This is a genomic window from Winogradskyella wichelsiae (assembly GCF_013403925.1).
GTDB classification, from domain to species: Bacteria; Bacteroidota; Bacteroidia; order Flavobacteriales; family Flavobacteriaceae; genus Winogradskyella; species Winogradskyella wichelsiae.
This window is the reverse complement of the sequence record NZ_JABFDJ010000004.1, coordinates 331309-355324: the sequence shown is the minus strand read 5'-3', so window position 1 is coordinate 355324 and position 24016 is coordinate 331309. Positions and strand designations below refer to the sequence as shown.

General features: G+C 31.9%; 16 protein-coding genes. 5 read left to right on the top strand and 11 right to left on the bottom strand.

The window, feature by feature from the left end:
• Positions 1-34 precede the first annotated feature (34 nt).
• Complete coding sequence (gene lysA, locus HM985_RS10785; protein ID WP_179376257.1) at positions 35-1240, bottom strand: diaminopimelate decarboxylase; 1206 nt, start codon at positions 1238-1240, stop codon at positions 35-37.
• Positions 1241-1356: 116 nt separating this feature from the next.
• Here lysA and HM985_RS10780 point away from each other — a divergent pair, with 116 nt between their 5' ends.
• Entirely contained in the window at positions 1357-2013 is a 657-nt protein-coding gene (locus tag HM985_RS10780; protein ID WP_179376256.1) for a hypothetical protein, read from the top strand.
• A 134-nt stretch (positions 2014-2147) separates the two neighbouring features.
• On the top strand, positions 2148-3338 hold the full coding sequence (gene sucC, locus HM985_RS10775) for an ADP-forming succinate--CoA ligase subunit beta (protein ID WP_179376255.1): 1191 nt from the start codon (positions 2148-2150) through the stop codon (positions 3336-3338).
• Positions 3339-3419: 81 nt separating this feature from the next.
• Here the strand turns inward: sucC and HM985_RS10770 are convergent, their stop codons facing one another.
• The gene (locus HM985_RS10770; RefSeq protein WP_179376254.1) at positions 3420-3668 is read right to left on the bottom strand and encodes a DUF1456 family protein; all 249 of its coding nucleotides are present in this window, start codon (positions 3666-3668) and stop codon (positions 3420-3422) included.
• 396 nt (positions 3669-4064) lie between these two features.
• Here HM985_RS10770 and HM985_RS10765 point away from each other — a divergent pair, with 396 nt between their 5' ends.
• Positions 4065-4466: a TerB family tellurite resistance protein gene (locus HM985_RS10765; protein ID WP_179376253.1), complete on the top strand. Its 402-nt coding sequence runs from the start codon at positions 4065-4067 to the stop codon at positions 4464-4466.
• A gap of 49 nt (positions 4467-4515) precedes the next feature.
• On the opposite strand, the gene uvrB is transcribed toward HM985_RS10765, so the two are convergent.
• Positions 4516-6516 carry an excinuclease ABC subunit UvrB gene (uvrB, locus tag HM985_RS10760; RefSeq protein ID WP_179376252.1) on the bottom strand — a complete coding sequence of 667 codons (2001 nt, stop codon included), beginning with the start codon at positions 6514-6516 and terminating at the stop codon, positions 4516-4518.
• A 497-nt stretch (positions 6517-7013) separates the two neighbouring features.
• Here uvrB and HM985_RS10755 point away from each other — a divergent pair, with 497 nt between their 5' ends.
• A complete protein-coding gene (locus tag HM985_RS10755) occupies positions 7014-9362 on the top strand; it encodes a T9SS type B sorting domain-containing protein (RefSeq protein WP_179376251.1) in 2349 nt (782 codons plus the stop codon).
• Between the two features lie 111 nt (positions 9363-9473).
• On the opposite strand, the gene HM985_RS10750 is transcribed toward HM985_RS10755, so the two are convergent.
• The 6 genes from HM985_RS10750 to HM985_RS10725 form a co-directional block, all read right to left on the bottom strand.
• Entirely contained in the window at positions 9474-14315 is a 4842-nt protein-coding gene (locus HM985_RS10750) for a T9SS type B sorting domain-containing protein (RefSeq protein WP_179376250.1), read from the bottom strand.
• A gap of 428 nt (positions 14316-14743) precedes the next feature.
• The gene (locus tag HM985_RS10745) at positions 14744-16525 is read right to left on the bottom strand and encodes a gliding motility-associated C-terminal domain-containing protein (protein WP_218843407.1); all 1782 of its coding nucleotides are present in this window, start codon (positions 16523-16525) and stop codon (positions 14744-14746) included.
• 37 nt (positions 16526-16562) lie between these two features.
• Positions 16563-19022 carry a T9SS type B sorting domain-containing protein gene (locus tag HM985_RS10740; protein ID WP_179376249.1) on the bottom strand — a complete coding sequence of 820 codons (2460 nt, stop codon included), beginning with the start codon at positions 19020-19022 and terminating at the stop codon, positions 16563-16565.
• 4 nt (positions 19023-19026) lie between these two features.
• On the bottom strand, positions 19027-19368 hold the full coding sequence (locus HM985_RS10735) for a hypothetical protein (protein ID WP_179376248.1): 342 nt from the start codon (positions 19366-19368) through the stop codon (positions 19027-19029).
• Between the two features lie 106 nt (positions 19369-19474).
• Positions 19475-20299 carry an ABC transporter permease gene (locus HM985_RS10730; RefSeq protein ID WP_179376247.1) on the bottom strand — a complete coding sequence of 275 codons (825 nt, stop codon included), beginning with the start codon at positions 20297-20299 and terminating at the stop codon, positions 19475-19477.
• A 60-nt stretch (positions 20300-20359) separates the two neighbouring features.
• Entirely contained in the window at positions 20360-21256 is an 897-nt protein-coding gene (locus HM985_RS10725) for an ABC transporter ATP-binding protein (protein ID WP_179376246.1), read from the bottom strand.
• Positions 21257-21355: 99 nt separating this feature from the next.
• Here HM985_RS10725 and HM985_RS10720 point away from each other — a divergent pair, with 99 nt between their 5' ends.
• The gene (locus HM985_RS10720; RefSeq protein ID WP_179376245.1) at positions 21356-22417 is read left to right on the top strand and encodes a hypothetical protein; all 1062 of its coding nucleotides are present in this window, start codon (positions 21356-21358) and stop codon (positions 22415-22417) included.
• Positions 22418-22423: 6 nt separating this feature from the next.
• Here the strand turns inward: HM985_RS10720 and HM985_RS10715 are convergent, their stop codons facing one another.
• Complete coding sequence (locus tag HM985_RS10715) at positions 22424-22942, bottom strand: IS1096 element passenger TnpR family protein (RefSeq protein WP_173588034.1); 519 nt, start codon at positions 22940-22942, stop codon at positions 22424-22426.
• A 24-nt stretch (positions 22943-22966) separates the two neighbouring features.
• Positions 22967-23992, bottom strand: a complete 1026-nt coding sequence (locus HM985_RS10710) for a COX15/CtaA family protein (protein WP_179376244.1) — start codon at positions 23990-23992, stop codon at positions 22967-22969.
• Between the last annotated feature and the right edge of the window lie 24 nt (positions 23993-24016).

The window sequence follows — 24016 nt, the reverse complement described above, 5'->3', positions numbered from 1 at the left end:
AAATAGACAAATAATTAACGCTATTAGTTTATTTTTAAAGTGTAATTTCAACTTGATTATTTATAATGTCATCAAAAGTTTCACGTTTTCTGATAAGTTGGGGTTTTCCTTTATATAATAAAACTTCAGCAGGTCTGTAACGCGAATTGTAGTTACTAGCCATAGAGTAGCAGTAGGCACCAGCATTTTTAAAACCAAGAATATCTCCTTCATTTATTTCTGCAATACGTCTGTTGTTTGCAAAAGTATCTGTTTCACAGATGTAACCCACTACAGAGTAAAAACGTTCTCGTCCTTTAGGATTAGAAATATTTTCAATTTCGTGTTGAGATCCGTAAAGCATAGGTCTAATTAAATGATTGAAACCTGAATCAATCTGAGCAAAAACAGTAGAGGTTGTTTGTTTAACGACATTAACTTTTGCTAAAAAAATACCAGCTTCACTCACTAAAAACTTTCCTGGTTCAAAAGCGAGTGTTAATTCTCTTCCATATTCTTTACAAAATTGATTAAAACGTTTGGATAATTTGTCACCTAATTCCTCAATATTTGTTTCGATATCACCTTCTTTATAAGGAACTTTAAATCCGGATCCAAAATCAATAAATTCTAGAGTTTTGAAATTTTTAGCCGTTTCAAATAAAATTTCACTTGCATATAAGAATACGTCAATATCTAAAATATCGCTTCCAGTATGCATGTGAATACCGTTGATATTCATTTTTGTATTTTCTACAATGCGTAACAAAAGTGGAATCTGATGAATTGAAATTCCAAATTTACTATCTATATGACCAACTGAGATATTAGTGTTGCCACCAGCCATTACGTGAGGATTAATACGAATACAAACAGGGGTTTTAGGATGCTTTGTTCCAAATTGCTCTAATATAGAAAGGTTGTCTATATTAATTTGAACACCAAGTTTAGCCACTTTTTCAATTTCTTCTAACGAAACACCGTTTGGTGTAAAAATAATATTTTCAGGTTTAAAGCCCGCTTTGAGTCCTAATTGTACTTCTTGTATAGAAACGGTATCAATACCAGAACCAAAAGAATTAAACAGTTTTAATATTGAAATATTAGACAGGGCTTTAACCGCGTAGTTTAGTTTTAAAGACTTTACCTTACTAAATGCTTTAGTTAATCGTTTGTACTGAAATTCGATTTTTTCGGCATCATATACATATACAGGACTTCCGAAATCCTTTGCAATTTGTAATAAGGTGTTTTGCTCCATCTTTTATTAAGTATTATTATTGGTTTAAGTTGTCAAAAGTAAATGTAATCCTTATTTAAAACATATAAATGTAAAAAAATAGCTATTTTTACACAAAATGTTAAATAGTTAACAAAATGAAAACCATTGCATCGTGTGTTCAAGAAATTATTATGTCTAGTCCATTTTTAGAAGAAGGCTTATCTCGAGAAATTATTAATTTTTCAGCTTTAGCTAAAGATTTAAATGAGCCTATTTCTAAAATGTTAAGAAAACCTGTTAAAGACGGGGCTATAATGATGGCACTTAGACGCTTTCAGCAGCCATTAAATCTTGAAAATAAAAACCGCCTGCAAAAGGTATTTAATCAATTAGGAGATATTACAGTACGTTCAAATTTAAGTGACTTTACGTTTCAAAATTCAAAAACACTTATAGAAAGTCATTCTAAAATATTAGATAGAATAAGCGCCAATCATCAAATTTTCTATGCCTTTACTCGAGGAATGTTTGAGAGTAATATTATTATATCAACTACCGAAAAGGAAAGTATTTTACAGATTTTTGAAAAAGAAACACAAATAGGATTACAAGATAAATTGTCTGCTATTAGTATTTATCTACCAAATGGCAATTCTAAAGTTGTTGGTTTATACTATCAAATTTTTAAACGTTTGGCCTGGGAAAACATTACATTATATGAAGTAGTTTCTACCACCAATGAATTTACAGTTGTTGTAGAGGATTATTTGGTAGATAAAGCATTTTCTGTGATAAAAGACTTAAAAATATAAAATTTAACTTGGTTAAATAAAAATAGATGGAGTGCTATATTGCAAAATTACAGCAGTTTAAATCTCTAATAAAAACTATTGCTAAAAACTATTAGTATGCTTATTTTTGTTGGACCAATAAATTTCTGATTAAAATGAATTTACACGAATATCAAGGAAAAGAATTATTAAGTAGTTTTGGAGTACGTATCCAACGTGGTATTGTAGCTCACAACGCTAAAGAAGCTGTAGATGCAGCAAAGCAATTAACAGTAGAGACTGAAACAGGTTGGCATGTTATAAAAGCACAAGTTCATGCAGGTGGACGTGGAAAAGGTGGTGGAGTAAAATTAGCCAAAAACCTAAAAGAAGTTGAAGAAATTGCAGGACAAATCATAGGAATGGATTTGGTAACACCTCAAACTTCTGCTGAAGGAAAACGTGTTCATCAAGTTTTAGTTGCTGAAGATGTTTACTATCCAGGTGAAAGTGAGCCAGACGAATTTTATATCTCTGTTTTATTAAACCGTGCTACTGGTAGAAATATGATTGTATATTCTACAGAAGGAGGTATGGATATTGAAACTGTTGCAGAAGAAACACCAGAATTAATACATAACGAAGAAATAGATCCTGCTACAGGAATTTTACCTTTTCAAGCGCGTCGTATTGCTTTTAACTTAGGTTTATCTGGTCTTGCTTTTAAAGAAATGACAAAATTTGTTACCGCTTTATATACAGCTTACGATAAATCTGATGCTTCTTTATTTGAAATCAATCCAGTTTTAAAAACTAGTGATAGCAAAATAATGGCAGTTGATGCTAAAGTAACCTTAGATGCAAATGCATTATATAGACATAAAGATTTAGCGGAATTACGTGACTTACGTGAAGAGAATCCAATTGAAGTTGAAGCAGGTGCTTTAGGTTTAAACTATGTGGATTTAGACGGAAACGTTGGTTGTATGGTAAATGGTGCTGGTTTAGCAATGGCAACAATGGATTTAATTAAGCAAGCAGGTGGAGAGCCAGCTAACTTTTTAGATGTTGGTGGTACTGCTGATGCGGCTAGAGTAGAAGCAGCTTTTAAAATTATATTAAAAGATCCTGCTGTAAAAGCTATTTTAATAAACATCTTTGGTGGAATTGTAAGATGCGATAGAGTTGCACAAGGTGTCATTGATGCTTATAAAAACATGGGTAATATTTCTGTGCCAATCATTGTACGCTTACAAGGAACTAATGCTGACATTGCAAAAGAATTAATTGATAATTCTGGTTTAGATGTGATGAGTGCAACTGAATTCCAAGAAGCTGCTGATAAGGTTCAAGAAGTTTTAGGATAAAATATTTTCTGAGAGGTTTTTTAATAACAAATTAGATATATAAATAAAAAAAAGAGCAACATTTTAATGTTGCTCTTTTTTTTATTTAGGGTTATTGACATCCTTCTTTTTTGGCATCGGACCTCTTAGGTGAATGATTAATCCGTTGAGAAAGTTTCTTAAAACTTGATCTCCACATTCCATGTATTTAGGATGGTCTTCATTTCTAAACATAGCGTTTAGCTCACTCTTTGATATTCTAAAATCTACTAATTCTAGAATTTTTACAATATCATCATCTCTTAGTTTGTGAGCAACTCTTAGTTTTTTAAATATATCGTTATTTGTCATAAGGTTTAATTTTGATTTTAAATTGAATAGAAATCGTATTTAGATTATTATTTTTAATATGTATCTTAAATCAGACTGAATATGCTTTTTCATAATTTTTATAGGTTGTAAAGAAATTCAACTAAATGATTTTAGGTATATAGATCTAGTTATTAATTGTTTTATTTAGTTCAATTGCTTGATTTTTAATTTCTTAAATAGGATGTTCTGTAGGTTTTAAAATGTGCTTTATAAAGAATAATAGCTTATTTGTTATGTTTTAATTACTGTTTTTTTTGACAAACGTTTAATAAAATCGACTAAGTACGTTTAATTTTTCGACAAGATACATTATATCAACGACAATAAAATAATGCACCTCTGTAACTTTACGGTATAATTTAATCCATTAAAATTATGACCAATCGCGTAGAAAAATTGAGTTTACTTTCTGAGATGATTGCATTTGCCCAAACTGAAGATAGCGTAAATTCTATTGAATATAATTTTTTATATAGTATTGCAAAGCAGTTAGATATTACAAAGGAAGATTTTCAATATCTATTTAAACATCCTGTAACTTACTTACATTTAAAATCACATAGTGAGCGTATTGTTCAGTTCCATAGATTAGTTCTTCTTATGAATCTAGATCATAAAGTGGCACCTAAACAATTGGTTAAAATTCATAATTTTGGTTTACGTATGGGCTTGAGTCATGATTCTATAAATAGAGTTCTTGATTTAATGGAGAGTTTTCCAAATAAAATGGTACCACCAGATTTTCTAATTGATATTTTTAAGGTACAATACAATTGATCTTAAAAGTAAAGTGTAAAATGCTCAAAAAATAAAGTGATGAGAGCATTTATTTTACCTGCTCTAGTTTACTCTGATAAGCTGTAATTTGATCTCTAAAATGCGCAGCTTCTAAAAAATCTAAAGCTTTTGCAGCTTGCTCCATAAGTTTACGGTTTTCTCTGATTTTCTTTTCGAGCTCGCCTTTCGTTAAATAATCACTTTCTGGCTCTGCGGCTATTTTGGCATCTAATTCTGTTCTATAAGTACTGACAGAGTTTTGTGTTAGTGCACTATTTAAACTCTTATTTAAAGCTTTTGGTACCTGATTATGTTTGGTATTATACGTAATTTGCTTTTCACGACGATAATTAGTTTCGTCCATAGTTTTTTGCATGCTTTTGGTAATCTTATCAGCATACATAATAGCTTTTCCATTAAGGTTTCTTGCAGCTCTACCAACCGTCTGTGTTAATGAACGTGCAGAACGTAAAAAACCTTCTTTATCTGCATCTAATATAGCAACTAAAGATACTTCTGGTAAATCTAAACCTTCTCGTAATAAGTTAACACCGACTAAAACATCAAAGACTCCTTTTCGTAAATCTTGCATGATTTCTACACGTTCTAAAGTGTCTACATCACTGTGAATATATCTAGTTCGGACTGAAATTCTAGTTAAGTATTTCGTTAACTCTTCAGCCATTCTTTTGGTTAAGGTGGTCACTAAAGTTCGTTCATCTTTTTCTACACGGATTTGAATTTCTTCAATTAAATCATCAATTTGATTTAAACTTGGTCTAACTTCAATAATTGGGTCTAATAAACCTGTAGGACGAATGATTTGTTCAACATAAATACCGTCGGTTTTTTCCATTTCGTAATCTGCAGGAGTTGCAGAAACATAAATAACCTGATTTTGAAGTGCTTCAAATTCTTCAAATTTTAAAGGTCTGTTATCCATGGCTGCAGGTAAACGAAAACCATAATCTACAAGGTTAACTTTTCGGCTTCTATCACCGCCATACATAGCATGAACTTGAGAAACAGTAACATGACTTTCGTCAATGACCATTAAAAAATCATCAGGAAAATAATCGAGTAAACAGAAAGGACGCGTTCCTGGCATTCTTCCATCTAAATATCTAGAGTAATTCTCAATTCCTGAACAATAGCCTAATTCGCGAATCATTTCTAAATCGAATTCTGTACGTTCTTTAAGTCGTTTGGCTTCAAGATGTTTACCTATCTCTTTAAAATAATCATACTGTTTTACTAAATCGTCTTGAATATCTTTTATAGCTCCATTTAAAACATCTGGTGATGTTACAAACATGTTTGCTGGGTAAATATTAAGACGGTCGTAGCGCTCTATAATTTCATTTGTTCGGGCATCAAAGGCTTCAATTTCTTCAATTTCATCTCCAAAAAAATGAACTCTAAAGGCGTGATCTGCGTAACCAGGAAAAATATCTACGGTATCTCCTTTTATTCTAAAGTTACCATTTTTAAACTCAGCTTCAGTCCTAGAGTACAAACTTTGAACCAATTGATGTAATAACTTAGTCCGAGAAATTACTTGATCTCGTTCTATAGAAATGACATTTTTCTGAAATTCTACAGGATTTCCAATACCATATAAACAAGATACAGAGGCAATGACAATAACATCACGACGACCAGAAAGTAGGGAAGAGGTGGTGCTTAAACGCATCTTCTCAATTTCTTCGTTAATAGATAAATCTTTTTCTATGTAAACACCAGAAACAGGAATGTAAGCTTCAGGTTGGTAATAATCATAATAAGATACAAAATATTCAACGGCATTTTCTGGGAAAAACTGTTTAAACTCAGAGTAAAGTTGTGCTGCTAAGGTTTTGTTATGAGCTAAGATTAGCGTTGGTCGTTGCACTTCTTCAATAACATTGGCAACGGTAAATGTTTTACCAGAACCTGTAACACCTAAGAGGGTTTGGTATTTTTCTTTATCTGTGATGCCTTTGGCCAGTTTTTGTATGGCTTGTGGCTGATCACCTGTAGGTTTAAATTCAGATTCAATTTTAAATCGCATAATGCAAAGTTACAATAATGAACTTATACTTTTAATGCAATCTGCGTTACAATGGTGTTAAAACAATTTAGGTATTATTGATTAAGGTTAACCAAACCTGTCATTGGTTTAGAGCTAATAGTTGTGTCGTTTAATTAGAGAACATAGAAATAAGTTACTACAGGTAAAACATGACTTGTTTTTATTAAACCTTTGTTTGCTATTTCGTACCATTTTATATTATGACCTATAAAAAAATAATATACCATAACGTTTATAAATTTCTAATTTGGAAAAATACCATAAGGACCTTTTTTTTGATTCATAAATCTCGTCGGTTATGTTATAATTTGTAGTTAGTTAAGAGTGGCAAAAAGTAAAAGAATAAGCGATTATAGAAAACAGGATTGTATTTTTATATAGTATGAATTCAATCAGTTGATTAATGATTTTTTAACATCATAAAATACTTTTTATTTTGGCTTGATATGTATATTTGCCTTCCCTTAAAAATAAAAATGAAACTAAAGAGCATCTCCCTTTTAATTGCCCTTCTATTTACGTTATTGAATTCTGCACAGAATATTTCGGTAGATAGTCAAACCTATACGCCTCAACAACTTATTGAAAACATACTTATTGATAGTGATTGTATTGACAATGTTATTGTTAATAATGTTTATGGTGGTGATTTTGGTGGTTCTGACCAGAGTTATGGCTTTTTTGATGCATCAGGGACAACTTTTCCTTTTGAAAGTGGTTTGGTTTTAAGCACGGGTAGATTGCAAAATGTTCCAGGACCAAACAATAGCTTAAGTGATGACGATGCCTCTAATTGGATTGGCGATACAGATTTAGAAAATGCATTGAATGAATCGGGTACTATTAACGCAACAATTTTAGAATTCGATTTTACATCAGTAGCTTCACAAATAAGTTTTAGATATCTATTTGCTTCAGAAGAGTATCAAGAAGGAAACCCTAATAGTTGTAATTACTCAGATTTGTTTGGTTTTTTAATTCGGCCTGCTTCTGGTCAAGTGCAGTATGAAAATATAGCATTAGTTCCAGATACAAATACACCGGTAAAAGCAACCACAGTGACGCCAGGGGTTCAAGGTAGTTGCCCACCTTTAAATGAAACTTATTTTGGAAGTTATAACGATACAAATTCTTCCATAAATTTTAACGGACAAACGGCGATTTTAACAGCTACAGCAAATGTTATTCCTAATGAAACATACCATGTAAAACTCGTAATTGCAGATGAGCAAAATTATAGATATGATTCAGCAGTATTTTTGGAAGCGGGGAGTTTTCAATTGTCTACAGATATTGGTCCTAATCGGTTAGTTGCAACGCAAAATTCGCTTTGTGAAGGTGAAACTTTAGAATTAAGTGTTAGTGAACCTGGATCACCATCTTATGATTGGTTTAAGGATGGGGTCCTAGTCGAATCACAACCTAGTAATTGTGTCAATTGTGGAGTTTATACTGTAACTGACGCTGGTACATATAATGTTGAAATTGGTTTAGCAAACGGCTGTATTTCTTATGGTGAAGTTGTTATTGAATATAGCTCAGTACCTGTGGGAGCTGATGCAGTTTTAATTGAATGTGATGTTAACCAAGATGGATTAACAACATTTAATTTATATGAAGCTTCAAATGATCTGACCAATTTTGATAATACTTTAAATGTTATTGATTTCTTTTTAACAGAAACAGATGCTTTAAGCTATTCAAACCCTATTCTTAATGCTAATAATTTTCAAAATACTATACCGTTTCAAAAGGTGTATGGCTATATTGTTAATAATTCTAACTGCTATGATGTCGTAGAATTAGAACTTCAGACGTCTAATAATATATTAGTAATTCCTGATTTAGAAGGTTGTGATGGTGATGTTATCGATGGAATTTCAACTTTTAATTTAAGTGATATAGAAATAGTGATTCAAAATCAAATTCCGTTAGGTGCATCACTATCTTTTTTTGAAACTGAAGCAGATGCTTTTAATGAAACTAATGTATTGGTCAATACATATACTAATACAGCTGTAGATTTTCAAACTATATACGTGAAAGTTAAAGATGGAAATCAATGCTTTAGTATTTCAACTGTTAACTTAATAGTTACTTACACGCCGGCATTAGAAGCAGATGAAACGGTAATTTATTGTGCAGATTTATTTCCTGAAACTATTACACTTTATGGAGGCGTGTTAAATGATTTACCTAATAATTATTATTATGAATGGTTATTTAATGGAGAACCAACAACCGTAAATACGACATTTAATGAGGTGAATGAAATAGGGACATATACCGTTATTGTTACGGATCCTAACGGTTGTTCTTCTAGTCGTACTATTACTGTAAGTCCGTCTAGTAGTGCTGTTATTGAGAATGTAGAAGTTGTAGGTGTTGCTCCCAATAATACAGTAACAATAAATGTTTCTGGAGATGGGGATTATGAGTTTGCAATAGGGGATGGTCTTTACCAACAAAGTAATGTGTTTTCTAATCTTAGAGAGGGCTTTTATTCGGTATTTGTAAAAGACAATAATGGCTGCGAAATTGTAGAACGAGAGATTTCTGTTTTAGGTTTTCCAAGATTTTTCACGCCGAATGCTGATGGTGATTTTGATACTTGGCATGCTATTGGAGAAAATTCACAATTTAGATTATTAGAAACGATTGAAATATTTAACCGCTATGGGAAATTAATAGCAGTACTAACATCAAACAATGAAGCATGGGATGGTTCGTTTAAAGGCAAAGACTTAGCTAGTGACGACTATTGGTTTGTTGCTAAGTTTGTTGAGGGTGATAATTACACAGGACACTTTGCGCTAAGGCGTTAGCTATTTTTTTATCTTATGTGTAATATTAAATTAGATAAGATATAAGAATTAGAACTGTCAAGTGGTGTGATTATTGCGACCAATTCAATTCCTAATAAATTGTGTTATTCTTTAATGCTTTAATGTAAAATGACCTTTAACTTCAAATGCTATTGAGCCACGTTTTACATCAGCAATAAACCAAAAGTCACTTGTTGGAAGTATCTTACCATTATAATAACCATCCCATCCAGGAGAACTAGATGTTAATTGTTTTATCAGTTTTCCGTAGCGATCAAAAATATGAATAACAGTTCCTGGTAATGTTTCTATACCAACAATATGCCAAGTATCAAAATCACCATCAGCATTTGGTGTAAAGAATTTAGGAATATCAACTACTAAAACCTCTTTTGTAATGTTGGCACAACCATCTAAGTCTATTATAGTTACTGTATGGTAACCCATTGCTATATTATTGAAAAAATTAGATTCTTGAGGTTCAAAATCATCCAATTGATATAAGTAATTTCCTATTCCGCTAACAGTAACAGTGATGTTATTTGGGTCTGAAAAATCTAAAATTTCTGTTGTTTCTATTGTTGCAGACTCTGATTCTGTGACTCCAAAATATTTAGTGTTTTCACAGCCAGACTGAGATGTTACTGTAACCCAATAATTACCAACTTCTGTAACGTCTATTTCAGGGGTTGTTTCGCCTGTAGACCATAGATAGAGGTCTGTAGCGTAATTTGTATTTGCAGATATAAGCAAAGGTAGATTATCTATACAGATCACTTGGTCGTCTAAATCTATAACAGGTATAGGGTTTATAATCGCTAAAAACGAAGTAATGCTGTAACAGCCTGTAGTATTATTTTCTATTCTAGAGTAAATCACTTCACCATCAAAAGCCATATAAACCATGTCTAATGGAGAATTACCTGCATTAGCCTGTAGCTCCGTATTATAATAGCTTATTGCAAATAAATTAGGGTTTTGACTCCCTAATATACTAGAATTTTGTTGCGATAAATCGAAATCTAGAATACCATCAAAATCATCATCGCATGCTATTAAATTGTTTGGTTGGTTTGCAACAGGCAAGGGGTCTACTTTTAAATTAAATTGATAATAAGCAGAACAATGTGTGGTACTTAACTCAGTTCTAACATATAAAATATCGTTGTTAGTCTGATAAATGTAATTAGTATCTAAAGCATTTGTGTTTGCTATGGCATCTGCTTCATTAGAAAAATAACTGTATAAAACATTATAGCTATTATCAGTTGCTGTCGAATTGATTTCAGTTAAGTCTATATTATTAGTTTCATTAGCACATATGGCATAGTTTTGAAAATTATTAATGATAGGGGGCTGATTTACTGTTAATAGAATAGGCATTGCAACATTACAACCAGATATAGAATTAGTAACTTTCATATAAACTGTCTGAGGGTTTGATGTATTAATGTAGTTTTCAGGATTTATAATTGGATTACTCTCCGTTTCAGAGTCTTCAAAATTTGCGTAATAGTCTATTACAATATTTTGTTGTCTAACATCTAGTATATTAGATTCCGCTGTAGTTAGGTTAAACTCTTCAAAGCCATCTCTATTATTATCACAAACAGTTATCGGTGGTGCTGTAGAGACATCTGGTATTGCAAAAATATTGATCACAAAAGAGGTTATGGATTGGCAAAGGGAACCATTATCGATATTAACATATATTTGTTGTGGATTTACAATGTTTTCATATTGAAACGGTAAAGCATTAATATTATCCTGAGCATCACTTTCTGAAGCGTAAAAGGTAACATCTTGTATGTCTGGTATTCCTGCAGATATTTCTTCAGCTTTAGAAGATAAATCAAAAAGCATGACTCCGTCATTAGATAAGTCGTCACAGGCAAACCAATTTGTTGGCTCGTTATAAACAGGGTTTGTTCCTACTTCAATTGAGAACGAAGAGGTTGTATAGCAAGTTTCATCTGTAATATTTTCAACTCTAATAAAAATGTTTTGCGGATTACTTGTGTTTTCGTAAATACTCGTTTTATCAATAGGATTCGTTTTATTTAAAGCATCATTTTCATTAACATAATAAGAAACTGTTTTTCCTATTTGATTATCTATAGCTTCACTATCCTTATTTTCAAAAATAAACTCACCAACACCATCGGATGCATTTTCACAGTAAATATAATCATCAATATTATTCGATAAATCTCCTATATATGGTAATGTATTAACTATAATGTCTAATTCTTCTAAACTGTAACAACCAGAATTTGTATTTTCTATGCGTAGATGAACTGTTTCTGTTTGTGCATCATAATTTATAATGTTTGTAATTTCGTTGGTTGCTGACTGTGCATCTTCTATATTATTATAGAAATTAACCGTTCTGTTTGGAGTTATTAGAATTGAATTTGGAATGGTATTATTTAAATTTATCTGAGAAATTCCATCTCTATCTTCATCACAGATAATAATGTCTGTAGGTTTTTCTGTTTCTGGCGCTGGCAAAACAGTAACTTCAAATGAATTATAATCAAAGCAGCCTGTTTGAGCAAATGTAATCCTAGGAAATAGAGTAAATGGATTGGTGGTATTTGTATATTCGTTAGGAACTTGGTTAACATCATCTATTGCATCTTGTTCCGTTAAGAAATAAGTAACATCGTAACCCGCTTCTCCACCTGTAATACTATCACTTAAGTCAGATAAATTAATTGTTGTAAAACCATCCTGATCCTCATCGCAAACAGGTATATCAACTACAGATTCAAATTGAACAATAGGATATAATACCAAATTAAATTGAGCAACCTCTGAACATGTTGGGTTTTCTAAAGTAATATAGATAGTTTGAGGATTACTAATAGAACTGTATCCAACCGTTGGATCTATAGGGTTAATTCCATTATCTCTGTCCGTTTCATTTTCGTAAAATATAATGTCAACATCTGGTAAAAGATTGATAATGCCTACGGCAATGTCATCAAAATTAAAATCTTCAGTACCATCATCATCTATATCACAAGCACTAACTTCTCTAATATTTGTAGCAGTTAGTAATAGATTAGTATGAATTTCGATAGGTGTTGTTGTGGCACAACCAGAAGAGTCATCTTCTACTCTGATGTATATTATTTGTTCTCCTGAGTTAATATTTGCATAATTGCCATCATCAATAATAGCGTTTACTCCTAATAAAGCATCTTCTTCCGTACTATGAAAAGTAACAGAAACTCCAGTTAGACCTTCTAAAACTTCAGGTATAATAGAGGTGAGATCAAAATTAGAGTAGCCATTAAGATCGCTATCACAAGCATCAATATAATGTGGCTCTGTATTTATCACTGGACGGTCTGTAACACTAATGCTTAAAGTAGAAGTACTAATACAACCTGTTTCAATATTTTTAACACTAACAAACAATTGTTCTGTAGGATTAGTATTTGTATAAGGCATTGGGTAAGCATTAATTCCTTGTGCAGCATCTGAAAGTGAACTATGGTAGCTAACAATAAGATTTGGTTGCTCCATTGTAATTTCACTATCAGCAAGTATATTAAGATCCATAGATGTTAAACCATCAGAGATATTATCGCTGTCACATACAGTTAAAGGTTCTGGGTCTACAATTATGGGTGATTCATTTACAACCAAATTAAAATTGGAATATGTTAAACAACCAGTAGCTGTGTCTTCTATTCTTACAAAAATAGGTTGTAGATTTTCTGTATTCTCAATAGGGTTTGCTATAGAGTTATTATGGGTTGTTGCATCGTTATTAGTATAATGATAAGAAATAGTATAGGTCGCTGTTGGCATAGCAGCTAATATTTCATCGTCTTTAATTGTTAAATCAAAAGTTTCAGTACCATCACCACTAGCATCGTCACATAAAAGAAAATCTGAAAGTTCAATAGTACCAGTAGCGTTTAATGTTATACTTATTTCATCTTCAATAACACAAGAACTTCCTGCAAGTGGTAGTTGAATTTCAACACGATAGTCACCAGATAAAGATGCTGTTAACAGTGCTTGGTTTTCATTTGGTAAAAGTGTGTCATTATAATACCATTGGTATGTGGCATTAGCATTGTCTATATTTCCATTTAATTCTACACTAGCGGTACAGGTTGTGTAATCTTCTCCTAAATCGACAGAAGCATCAAAACTATTACCTTCAATAAAAACAGCAGAATCATAATTCTCATCGTTTTGATCCGCAATAACCAGTTTAATTTGATATTGTGTATTAGGTTGAATTGTGGCTGTTGCAGAAAGTACAGTAGTTCTTCCGTTGTAATTGGTATCACCAATGTTATAGCCTTCAAAGTAAGCTTCATTTGAAGCCGAACAGAAACCCGATATTTCGTTGTGAATGGTTTGTGTATTAACAGGAGTTGTTGTTCCTGGTACTAAAGCGATATTAGTATAAGAATTATTTGAGCCAGACTCTCTAATTAAAAAAGCAAAACCATCTGAATTTTCACAAGGAAAATTTCCAAAGTATTCTTCTGAAGCTAGAATATAATTAAATTGAATTTGATTTGAAATTGAAATAAATTCAAATTCTATGGATGTTGCGTTCATTGTACCTGAAATCCCTAAGGCAGTTTCAAGATCTTCATCGGTTAACCAAGTATCGTTTCCTTCATTTAAAATAGTATTGCTTTGTCCATTACCTGCAGAAACTGCATTTCCGGTTGTAAGCACAATACCATTTTCAAAAGGGAAATTTGATGTGTTTCTTTCAAAATATCCATAACTGCCAATTCCGATAGAAGACCCATTGGAAGGAGATGAAATATTAGAAACTTCTACACAGCCTTGTATTAAAGTATTTTGAATTAAATCTTGTGATGAAATAGAATTATCTACAGTAATTTGTTGAGCGTATGAAATACTATAAATTAGACTAATAAATAAGAGGAGGGATTGTTTTAAATAATTCATTTATAGCGGTTAAGTTTAATTAACAAATGAAGGGGGCCATTTGGAGTCAACACAAACATGTATTATAATTTGGTCGAAAGGTAGACCGTATTAAGATGAAACACAAAAAAATACGACGAAAAGCACTAAATGTTAACGTTTAGAGTCTTAAAATGGCCATTTATACTCTAAATAGAAGCGAAAAGATACATTCTGTACTGTTTGATTATCAGATGTTTCCTGATTTTATGTGAGAAAAATCGTAACAATTAGATTTCTGATATCTTATTATTAGACTATAATACTTAATTATTTGATTCAACAGGATTTATAATTTAATTTTTTGAGCGATTTTTAATTGGAGGGGATAAACAGCTAAAACCTATTAACGGTTATAAATTTATAGTTAATGAAGTGTTTGTAAAAAAAAGAAGAACAGATTAAAATTTTTAATAATTTACGTAAACCCAACCTACAAATGGCTTATAATTTGAGTCATTTAAATTTAAAATATAATAATAAGTGCCAACAGGTACTGTATTATCTATATTATTTAAACCTCTATTCGTTTTTCCATCCCAAGGTTGGTTATTATTACCAACAAAGATTAATTCTCCATAACGGTTGTAAATTTGTAATTCATGATTTGTGAAAATATCATACAAGTTTTGAATATTAAACCAATCATTTTTAGTATCACCATTTGGTGAAAAACCTTCAGGAATATGTGGAGGACAATTCTCAGTAGTTAAGTCAAATTGATAAATTTCGTAACATGGTGTACTTTCTAAACGAATAAATAATGTTTCAGGATTGGAAAAGTTATTGTAATTCGTCGGAATATTTATACTATTTAACCCTGATTCTAAATCTTCTATAGACCTATAAAAAGTGATATTTTCTAAGTTATAATCTATAGTTTCAAGGGCATTAAATAAGTTGTATGTTGAAGTTTCAAATCCTTCATTACATCCAAGAAGATTTGGGAGTAATGTTATTTCTGGAATAAGTAGTAAATCAATGTCTGCATATGTACTGTTGTTATTCTCATTAGATTCTGTAACGATACCATTTTGCTCACCATCATCATCTACTACAGCTATAATTATAATAGAAGCGCCTAAATCTTCAGGTATGTCTAGAGTAATTGAGCCGCTTTCATTTGTATTTATCTCTAAATCACCTAATGTTTCACTGCTATCAATAAAAATACTATTACTATAAAAAGCAATGGGAGTATTGGCAGGGAGAACTGCAGTACTATTGTTATTGTAAACGGTATAGAAAACTTCAATAGAATGGTCTCCGCAACTTATAACGTAGCTATCGATAATTATTGTTGCGTCTGGTAATTGACTATTTAAAACAGTAATTATATTATTTATCATTACAAAGTCCTGATCAGAGGTTAAGGCTATAGTTGCAGAGCTGTCTCCAATATTAATCTGATTTTGAATACTATACACATCAATATCCATATTGTAGAGATTAGACGCGCCTGTAAAGGAATTGGTGCCGTTAAATGCATTATTTGCTGGATTTAAAGGATAATTACTAATAACATTTCCATTAATTGTTAGCTGTTCATTTATGGCAATAGAGCTGTCTCCTTCCCATGCAATAAAACCTATTTTAGCATTGTCGTTATCAAGAACATTAAGGTTGTCTAGGGTGATACTTAAATACTCTGGTACACTTTGCAATCCGTCGTAAACATTAAGTTGATTGAGTGGGAGATTGCTGTCTTCATAAATTACTGTAATCGCCCAACCTCCAAAGTTAGTACCTGAAGAGCAGTAAGGAGCAATAACACTATTAAGATCAAAATCAGAGACGGTATAATCAGTACTGCCTTGGTCTAAAATAATTGAGGTTACATCTGCAAAAGCAGCGAAAAAGACACGATCAGCATCTATGGCATCGCTAAAAGTTCGTTCTGCAATGATATTAATATTATTTAATGATATTTCGAAATCTCCAGTATGCGTGCCTGCCCAGTACAAATAGGCTGCAATTACATTTTGATTGGTGTCTAATGATAAACTTGCCGATGATGACGTTAAAATAGTACAAGGACCTGTTGTACCATTCTCTTGGGAGTTCATTGTATTACCCAAAGCTGTATAATCATACCTTCCATTAAATTGTTGGTATAGCGCTATGTCTTGAGCATGTGTTTGAATTATGATGCCAAATAAGAAGCAATATAATATGTAATAGAATCTTTTCAAAAGTAGTGTTTGAGACACTAAAATACATTTTTTTATGTTAGCGTTTCAAAGAAAAATGTCCTGTAAAGGTTCTTTCATCTTGTAATTTAACTTTAAACCAATAATCACTAGTTGGCATTATTTTACCATTAAATGTTCCGTCCCAACCAGCACTTAAGGGATCTAGCTCTTTTATAAGTTTGCCATAGCGATCAAATATTAATATAGATGAATCTGCTTGAAATAATGCAGAAATACCTTTTACTTGCCAAAAATCATTATTGTCATCGCTATTTGGGGTGAAAAATTTAGGAAAACCAATTACAGAAACTAAGGCATCTGTAGTTCCACAATTATTTTTATCTCTAATATAAACAGTATACAGTCCGGGTTGCACGTTATTAAAAACATTAGAATCTTGGTAAGGACCATTGTCATCATCAAGGGCATATTCATAATCACCTTCTCCACTTACTAGAACGGATACCGTATTGTTTTGGGTGGCATCTATTACTTCTATATTAGTTACTGTAGCTATATTTGAAGGGGAAACTGTAATTGTTCGATCTTTAAAACAACCATTAGTATTGGTTACTCTTACGGTATAGATTCCTGGAGCATTAATTTCTATAGTTGATGTGTCCTCTCCAGTAGACCATGAATAATAATAGTTATTTGGTAAGTCGTCAATAATACCTCCGCTCAGCGTCAATGTTTCAGGGGAAAAATTGAGGCAATATTGAGTTTCTAATACAGTTTCAATATTGGGTAATTCAAAAACAGTAAGTGCTATTTCGCTTATACCATAACATGCATTTGCGTTTTCAACACGTCCGTAAATCGTTTGGTTATAGGCTGTAGTATTTGTAAAAGTTGTGCTAAGAGGATTGGTTTCTAATAAAGCATCTTCATACGTTTCGTAGTAATACAAATCTAAACCTGCTGGTGCACCTATTAAAATGTCGTTGTTAGCATCCGTTAAATTAAACTCCGTAAAACCATCTTCAGTACCATCCGTATCACATACTGCTAGGGCTGCATTGTTAGATGATGTAGTACTAACCATTAAACTAACTTCACTAAAATTAATACAGTTTGTGAAGTTGTGAATTACTCTAGTGTAAATTATTTGTGGGTTGAAGAAGTTCTCAAAAGAATTACCATCTATTTCATTTTGTTGATTTTGAGCATCTAATTGAGATAAGTAATACTCAACGGTTGTATCAGGTATTCCTCCTGTTATTTCATCGGCTATTTCAGTAATATTAAAAGTTGTAAAACCTTCAGGGATGCCGTCTTCATCACACTGTAATAATGAAACATCGTTAGCTATCGGTTTTGGCGCTACATTAATATTGAATGAAGTAGTACCTATACAACCTGAACCTAAATCTTGAATTCTAACAAAAATTTCTGTTGGTGTAGGAGCAGTATTGGTATAGTTAATGGGTAAGGGATCAGTTGCCGTTTCGGCATTAGTTTCACTTAAATAATAAGTAATATCATAATTTACGCCAGTTATACCATCAAGAATTTCTTGTGTTTTAATACCAAAATTAAAAGTCGAAATTCCATTTTGGTCATCTCCGTCTAGGTCATCATCACAGATTTCATAATCCGATGCTGCGTTAAAATTGGTTAGAGCGGTAACACTAATAGTTACGTCATTTATAATATAACAACCTGTAGTTGTGTTTTCAACTCTAATATAAATTATTTCATTGCTAGAAGTGTTATTGAAAATTTCATTTATTGGATCTAAACTTATATTAGCATCACTTTCTGAATAATGATAACTAACCACAACGTCAGACTCTCCATTAATGATATCTTGAGATAATTGGGTAAAATCGAATTCTCTAATATTATCATCGTAAGGTGCTAAGTCGTCACAGACATCAATGTTGGGTAAACTGGTGGATATAGCGCTTGTCGTTAAAGTGTTTGATGGCGCATCTGGAAAAGTAGCAGTACCCGTCCATTCTATTGAAAAAGGACTATTTCCTATTGGTCTATCTATAACAATAAAATAGCTATCACCAGCAGAAGCATTGATAGCACTTACAAAGCTATCACCATCTGCACCTGGACCTTCGTCAGGATCAGGATCTGTGGAGTTCAGACCTGTTAAATTATTACCTTGGTTGGCTGCTGCAGGATTTGTTGTAGAACATCTAATAGCTTGTCCGAGGCTTCCACAACTTACATTAGGTCCAAAAATAAAGAAATCATAATCTTCAGTAATGCTTGAGCTACTCGGTGTTAGCGTAAAGGCAAGTGTACCTGCTTCTGCAATATTAACTTCTAGCCAAATACTATTATTTTCTTGACTAGAACACGTGTTCGATCCGTTTAATTCTTGAGTGCCAACACCATTTACATCGAGACTAAAACTAGAACTTCCACAAACAGTAACTGCATATTGACAATCGTTTGGTTGCTGTGCATATGTTATAGAGTTAACAGCAACTAAGCAAAATAATATAATTTTAGTAGAAATAGAGCGAGTTTTTATCATTGTTTTAAGGTAATAAGAATGGTGTATGTTTGTCAGATAATTTACTTGAAGAATCTTCGAAAAGCCTAGTACCACCAAAATAATCTCCATTCTGCATTATTTGATGATTCCTATTCCAAACGGTTCTGCCATCAGAATAAAAAAGTAAGTTTCCGTCTTCGTCAGCGATGGATGTACAGCCTTCTAAAGTATTTATTTGACCATCAGTTATTGCTGTAACAGTGCTCGACTGTGCATTAAAGCGCAAGCCTGCATTGTACCCAAAATACCAAAATGAAGCTTCACTTTGTGCAAATAAGTGGGTACTAGTAGAAAGTACTAGTAAAACTAAAAAGATCTTTTTCATAAGAGCGGTAAGTGCAAAATACACAAAATACAAACAATATTAAGTTAAGAGCTTAAAACTTCTTAACTCTATATTGTTTGTATAGGTCGCAATTATTTCTAGGGTATTATAAATCTCTCTTTTTTAGTAGTTGAAGAGATAAAAAAACAAAAATAGCAGTCCATCCTAAAACAATAACAATCTCATACCAATGGAGAGCAAAGTCGTAAACCATATCTGTATTATCTGGAAATTTGGTCATTATAATTCTTTGAATAGGCTGTTCTATAAGATTCCACATCGATTGTAACGGAAAGAAATCATGAATTTTATCAGCAATATTTCCGTCGATTAGCCATTTCATTAAGCCATAAATAATAGATTCTGAAATGAATAATATAAATAGAAAACCTAAAGCAAAAGCAGATCTTTTTACGAGCATTCCTAAAAATAAACACAAACTAAAGAAACCAACAAGTTTTAGAAAATAAGCAAGTAAGAAATCAACCTCTCTAAATATTATTGAGGCTTCCGTATAGCTTGAATAATACATCCCTATAGCAAATGTTGCTAAACCAATTAAAACGGTAGCACATAATGAAAAGAAAACAATGGTATAGAATTTAGAAAGGATAAATTCTTTTTTACTTAATCCGTCAATAAGATTCTGTTTTAAAGTTTTGTTGCTGTATTCATTACCAATCATACTTACCACAACGATAGCGAAGAAAAATTTAAATTGAGCAGCAAAAAAGGTTGTAATATGCCATATAATCGGGAAATTAAAGATACCTAACTCACCAAGCTCTAAAGTGAAAAAACCAAAGAAATTAATTTTTATTGACGAAAGGATTAAAACGGTAAAAGGTAGAATAAACGATATTATAATTAAGACTCTACTAGCTTTATTAAGCCAAAGTTTTTGTAATTCGAGTTGTATAAGACGTAACATATAGGATGAGTTTTACATATCCCTTAAGGTAAAGGAATGCTATTATTTTTTGGATTGATTTTATTTGGTGTCAGTCAATTGTAAAAATTGTTCTTCTAAACTTTCTTTTCGTTTAACAAGATGAGAAAGTAGAATGCCTCGATCAAACATTAATTTATTAAACTCTGAAGCTGACATTGGCTCATTTAAAAATGCGGTAATTAACTCGCCTTCAACTTTTGTTTTCTCAATATTAGAATGTGTTTCTAAGACCCCTAACAATTCATCATGCTTTTCAGCTTTTAATTCAAAAAAGCCATGACTGTTAATCATTTCGTCTACACGACCAGAATATAATTTTTCACCTTTCCGCAAGACCACAACATGAGTACACACTTTTTCTACTTCATCTAATAAATGAGATGCTAGAAGAATTGTTGTACCATTGGCGGCAATATCCTTTATAATTTGACGTATTTGATGAATTCCTTGCGGATCTAAACCGTTGGTTGGTTCATCTAAAATTAAAATTTCAGGATCATTAAGTAGGGCAGAAGCAATGGCTAAACGCTGCTTCATACCTAAAGAATAAGTTCTGAATTTATGTGTTTTTCGGTCTAATAAACCTACTATTGCAAGCTTTTCGTCAATTTTGCTGTGGTCAACCCCTTTTATACGACAAACAAGCTTTAAGTTTTGTTCAGCTGTCATGTAAGAGTAAAAATTTGGACGTTCTATAATTGCTCCAACCTTTTTTAACGCGTCGTGTGTAGAGATGTTGCCATCAAACCAATGAAAGTCCCCTTGTGTTTTATTTACTACATTAAGAACAATACCTAATGTTGTAGATTTTCCACTTCCATTTGGGCCTAAAATGCCATAGACATTGCCTTTGTTAATGGTGAAAGTTAGATTTTTAACAGCAGTTAAATAGCCGAATTTCTTTGTAAGATTACTAATGGTAAGTATTGGTTCCAAATTGATAAAGATTGGTTAGTTATAAAATAAGACGAACTAATAGTGATATTGTTACAGCATAAAAATAGAAAGTATTAATTTAGTTCTGAATTTAATGTTATGGAAGATTTAAAAATTTCAAAAAAGAAACCGTCATACCCAATAAGCCCTAAGCTGCAATCATATTTGGAAAGATATGACAGAAATATGCGTTCGCCTATTGTTTATGATGATTTAATGCGTTTTCAAGGTTCTATTGTTGTTTATGACGAGGATGATGAAGATACGTTATGGGTTAGAGTGTATTACAATGAATTTGAAAGAGAAGAAATAGATTTTGCCTTAAAACGGGTGTATTCTAACTTGATTTCTGATGGAAATGAATACATTTTTAAGTATTTAAATGTCGATTCTATTGATTTTTGCACCTTCGGTAATTCTCAGCCTTTTAGAATTAAAGTTCGAAATATTTTGAATGATAATTATACTAATTTCTATGTTAAGAAAGCCGATGCATCTCGAGTTTATGGTCTAGAATTAGAACATATGTTGTCGCCTTATTATCTTAACTTTTTGGTATATAAGGATACGCTAGTAGAAGAACATATAGCGGGAATTCCTGGTGATGTTTTTATGAAAGATATGCTGCCAAAATGTACCCCTGGCGAACAATCTCAAATAGCTAAAGAATTTGTGAAGTTTAATGAGCGTTGTTTAATTAGGCTTTTAGGTGATATGAGATCTTATAATTATGTCATTGTGCCAACACATGATTTTGATCATGTTGTTTATAAAATTAGAGCTATAGATTTTGATCAGCAAAATTATGAAGGAAAACTAAATATTTACAGACCTCAGTTTTTTAAAGAGAACTATGACATGGTAAAACTGGTGAGAAATAAAATTCAAAAAGAATCAGTTGATCAATATAAAATTGAAGAGCGCTCTATTGTTGCAAGACGTATGATTAGTTTTAATAGCCGAATAAATTTACTGTTAGATTGTATGATAAATGATACGCTTTCTACGCAAGAACATATTGAAATGTTACGAGAAGAAATTTATAATTTCACTCACGATTTAGAGTTTAGACGAAGTGAAGGTATGGGTAGTATACTAAAAAATGCCTTAGATTTCGTGAAACGAAATTACCAAGGCATTAATATGAAAAATTTTCTTTAGTTTATTTTAATTCCAATTTTCATCAAAATTTAAATTATCGTAATCGTCAAGATCTAAATCATCGTCAAATTCGTTATACTCATCTTCGTCCTCTTCAGCTTCAAAAGTTTTTTCTGGAGCTTCATCAGGGATTTGACCATGTACAAACATTAAATTTGGGTAATCGGTACCTTCAGCTTCTTCTACAATTTCACCTAATTCTACGTAGAATGTCCACATGTTCATAAAATCGTAAACGTATATTAAACGTGTTGCAGCTTCGTGAATCAAAGAATTAATGATGGTTTCGTTCATCATTTTTACTTCATTTCCAGCTTCACTCATGTCCATCATAGCGATTTCTTCACCTTGATTCCATTGGTCATCACTAACATAAAACGAGGCCATTTGCATACCATCAAACCCAAAAGATTGAGTAATAGTATTATGTAGGTCTTCCATGGTATCGCTTTCGCGGATTTCTATATCGCGGAATACATCTTCTTCTGTATCGTTGTCTAGTATAATTCTAAATCTGTAAATCATGCTGCAAAGTTAAATATTTTTTAATTATTTAGTAAAGCGATGTAGGGTAAAAGTCATTGCACTTAATAAAATAAAAGCACCAACTTGATGTAGAACACCTAACATAACCGGAACTGCAAGAACTAAGGTTAAAACCCCTAATAAAAACTGAACACCAACCATTATTAAAAGCAAGTTGATCCCTTTAGTTTGCAAAGCAGTTAATTTAGTTCGTTTTGCCTTATACCAAATTGCTAGGATAAAAATTACCACAACATAAGCCATCGTTCTGTGTACAAATTGAACACCACTTTTACCTTCAAAAAAGTTAAGGTAAACAGGGCTGTATTCAATAAATACAGTTTCGTGTATCCATTTACCATCACTCATTAATGGCCAATGGTTATGAATCCAACCAGCGTCTAAACCAGCGACAAAAGCGCCATAAATAATTTGAATAATAAGAACGCCTAAACCAATTCTTATAAAGTTTCTTAATTTTTTGTCAATCACTTTTTTCTCAGGAAGCATTAAATCTAAAGCAACCCAAAATGTGTAAGCAAAGGTTAAAAATGCTGTCGTTAAGTGTGCTGCTAGTCTAAAATGACTCACATTAGGCTCATCTACTAAACCAGATTTTACCATATACCATCCTAAAAAACCTTGAAAACCTCCTAAAATAAGTAGAATAACAGATTTTTTGACAGTAGATTTAGATAGTCGTTTTTTAATTAAGAAATAAATAAAAGGAATGATAAAAACCATACCGATAAAACGACCAATCACTCTATGAATCCATTCCCAGAAATAAATATCTTTAAATTCTTCTAAGTTGAAGTGATTGTGTAATTTTTGATATTCAGGATACTGCTTGTAAAGTTCGAAGGCTTCATTCCATTCTACTTCATTCATTGGAGGAATTGTTCCTGAAATTAATTTGTAATTGGAGATTGATAAGCCAGAATGTGTTAGTCTAGTGATACCACCGACAATAACCATAATGAAAATTAAAGCACAACCTGTCAATAACCAGTAAATAACTGCCTTATTTTCTTTAGTTTGATGAGCCATAAATACAAGAATTAATATTATTTT

Coding starts and splice junctions, on each gene's coding strand:
- HM985_RS10780 (WP_179376256.1), top strand. CDS start 1,357: ATGAAAACCATTGCATCGTGTGTTCAAGAAATTATTATGTCTAGTCCA.
- HM985_RS10750 (WP_179376250.1), bottom strand. CDS start 14,315: ATGAATTATTTAAAACAATCCCTCCTCTTATTTATTAGTCTAATTTAT.
- sucC (WP_179376255.1), top strand. CDS start 2,148: ATGAATTTACACGAATATCAAGGAAAAGAATTATTAAGTAGTTTTGGA.
- uvrB (WP_179376252.1), bottom strand. CDS start 6,516: ATGCGATTTAAAATTGAATCTGAATTTAAACCTACAGGTGATCAGCCA.
- HM985_RS10730 (WP_179376247.1), bottom strand. CDS start 20,299: ATGTTACGTCTTATACAACTCGAATTACAAAAACTTTGGCTTAATAAA.
- HM985_RS10720 (WP_179376245.1), top strand. CDS start 21,356: ATGGAAGATTTAAAAATTTCAAAAAAGAAACCGTCATACCCAATAAGC.
- HM985_RS10710 (WP_179376244.1), bottom strand. CDS start 23,992: ATGGCTCATCAAACTAAAGAAAATAAGGCAGTTATTTACTGGTTATTG.
- HM985_RS10715 (WP_173588034.1), bottom strand. CDS start 22,942: ATGATTTACAGATTTAGAATTATACTAGACAACGATACAGAAGAAGAT.
- HM985_RS10735 (WP_179376248.1), bottom strand. CDS start 19,368: ATGAAAAAGATCTTTTTAGTTTTACTAGTACTTTCTACTAGTACCCAC.
- HM985_RS10755 (WP_179376251.1), top strand. CDS start 7,014: ATGAAACTAAAGAGCATCTCCCTTTTAATTGCCCTTCTATTTACGTTA.
- HM985_RS10740 (WP_179376249.1), bottom strand. CDS start 19,022: ATGATAAAAACTCGCTCTATTTCTACTAAAATTATATTATTTTGCTTA.
- HM985_RS10770 (WP_179376254.1), bottom strand. CDS start 3,668: ATGACAAATAACGATATATTTAAAAAACTAAGAGTTGCTCACAAACTA.
- HM985_RS10765 (WP_179376253.1), top strand. CDS start 4,065: ATGACCAATCGCGTAGAAAAATTGAGTTTACTTTCTGAGATGATTGCA.
- lysA (WP_179376257.1), bottom strand. CDS start 1,240: ATGGAGCAAAACACCTTATTACAAATTGCAAAGGATTTCGGAAGTCCT.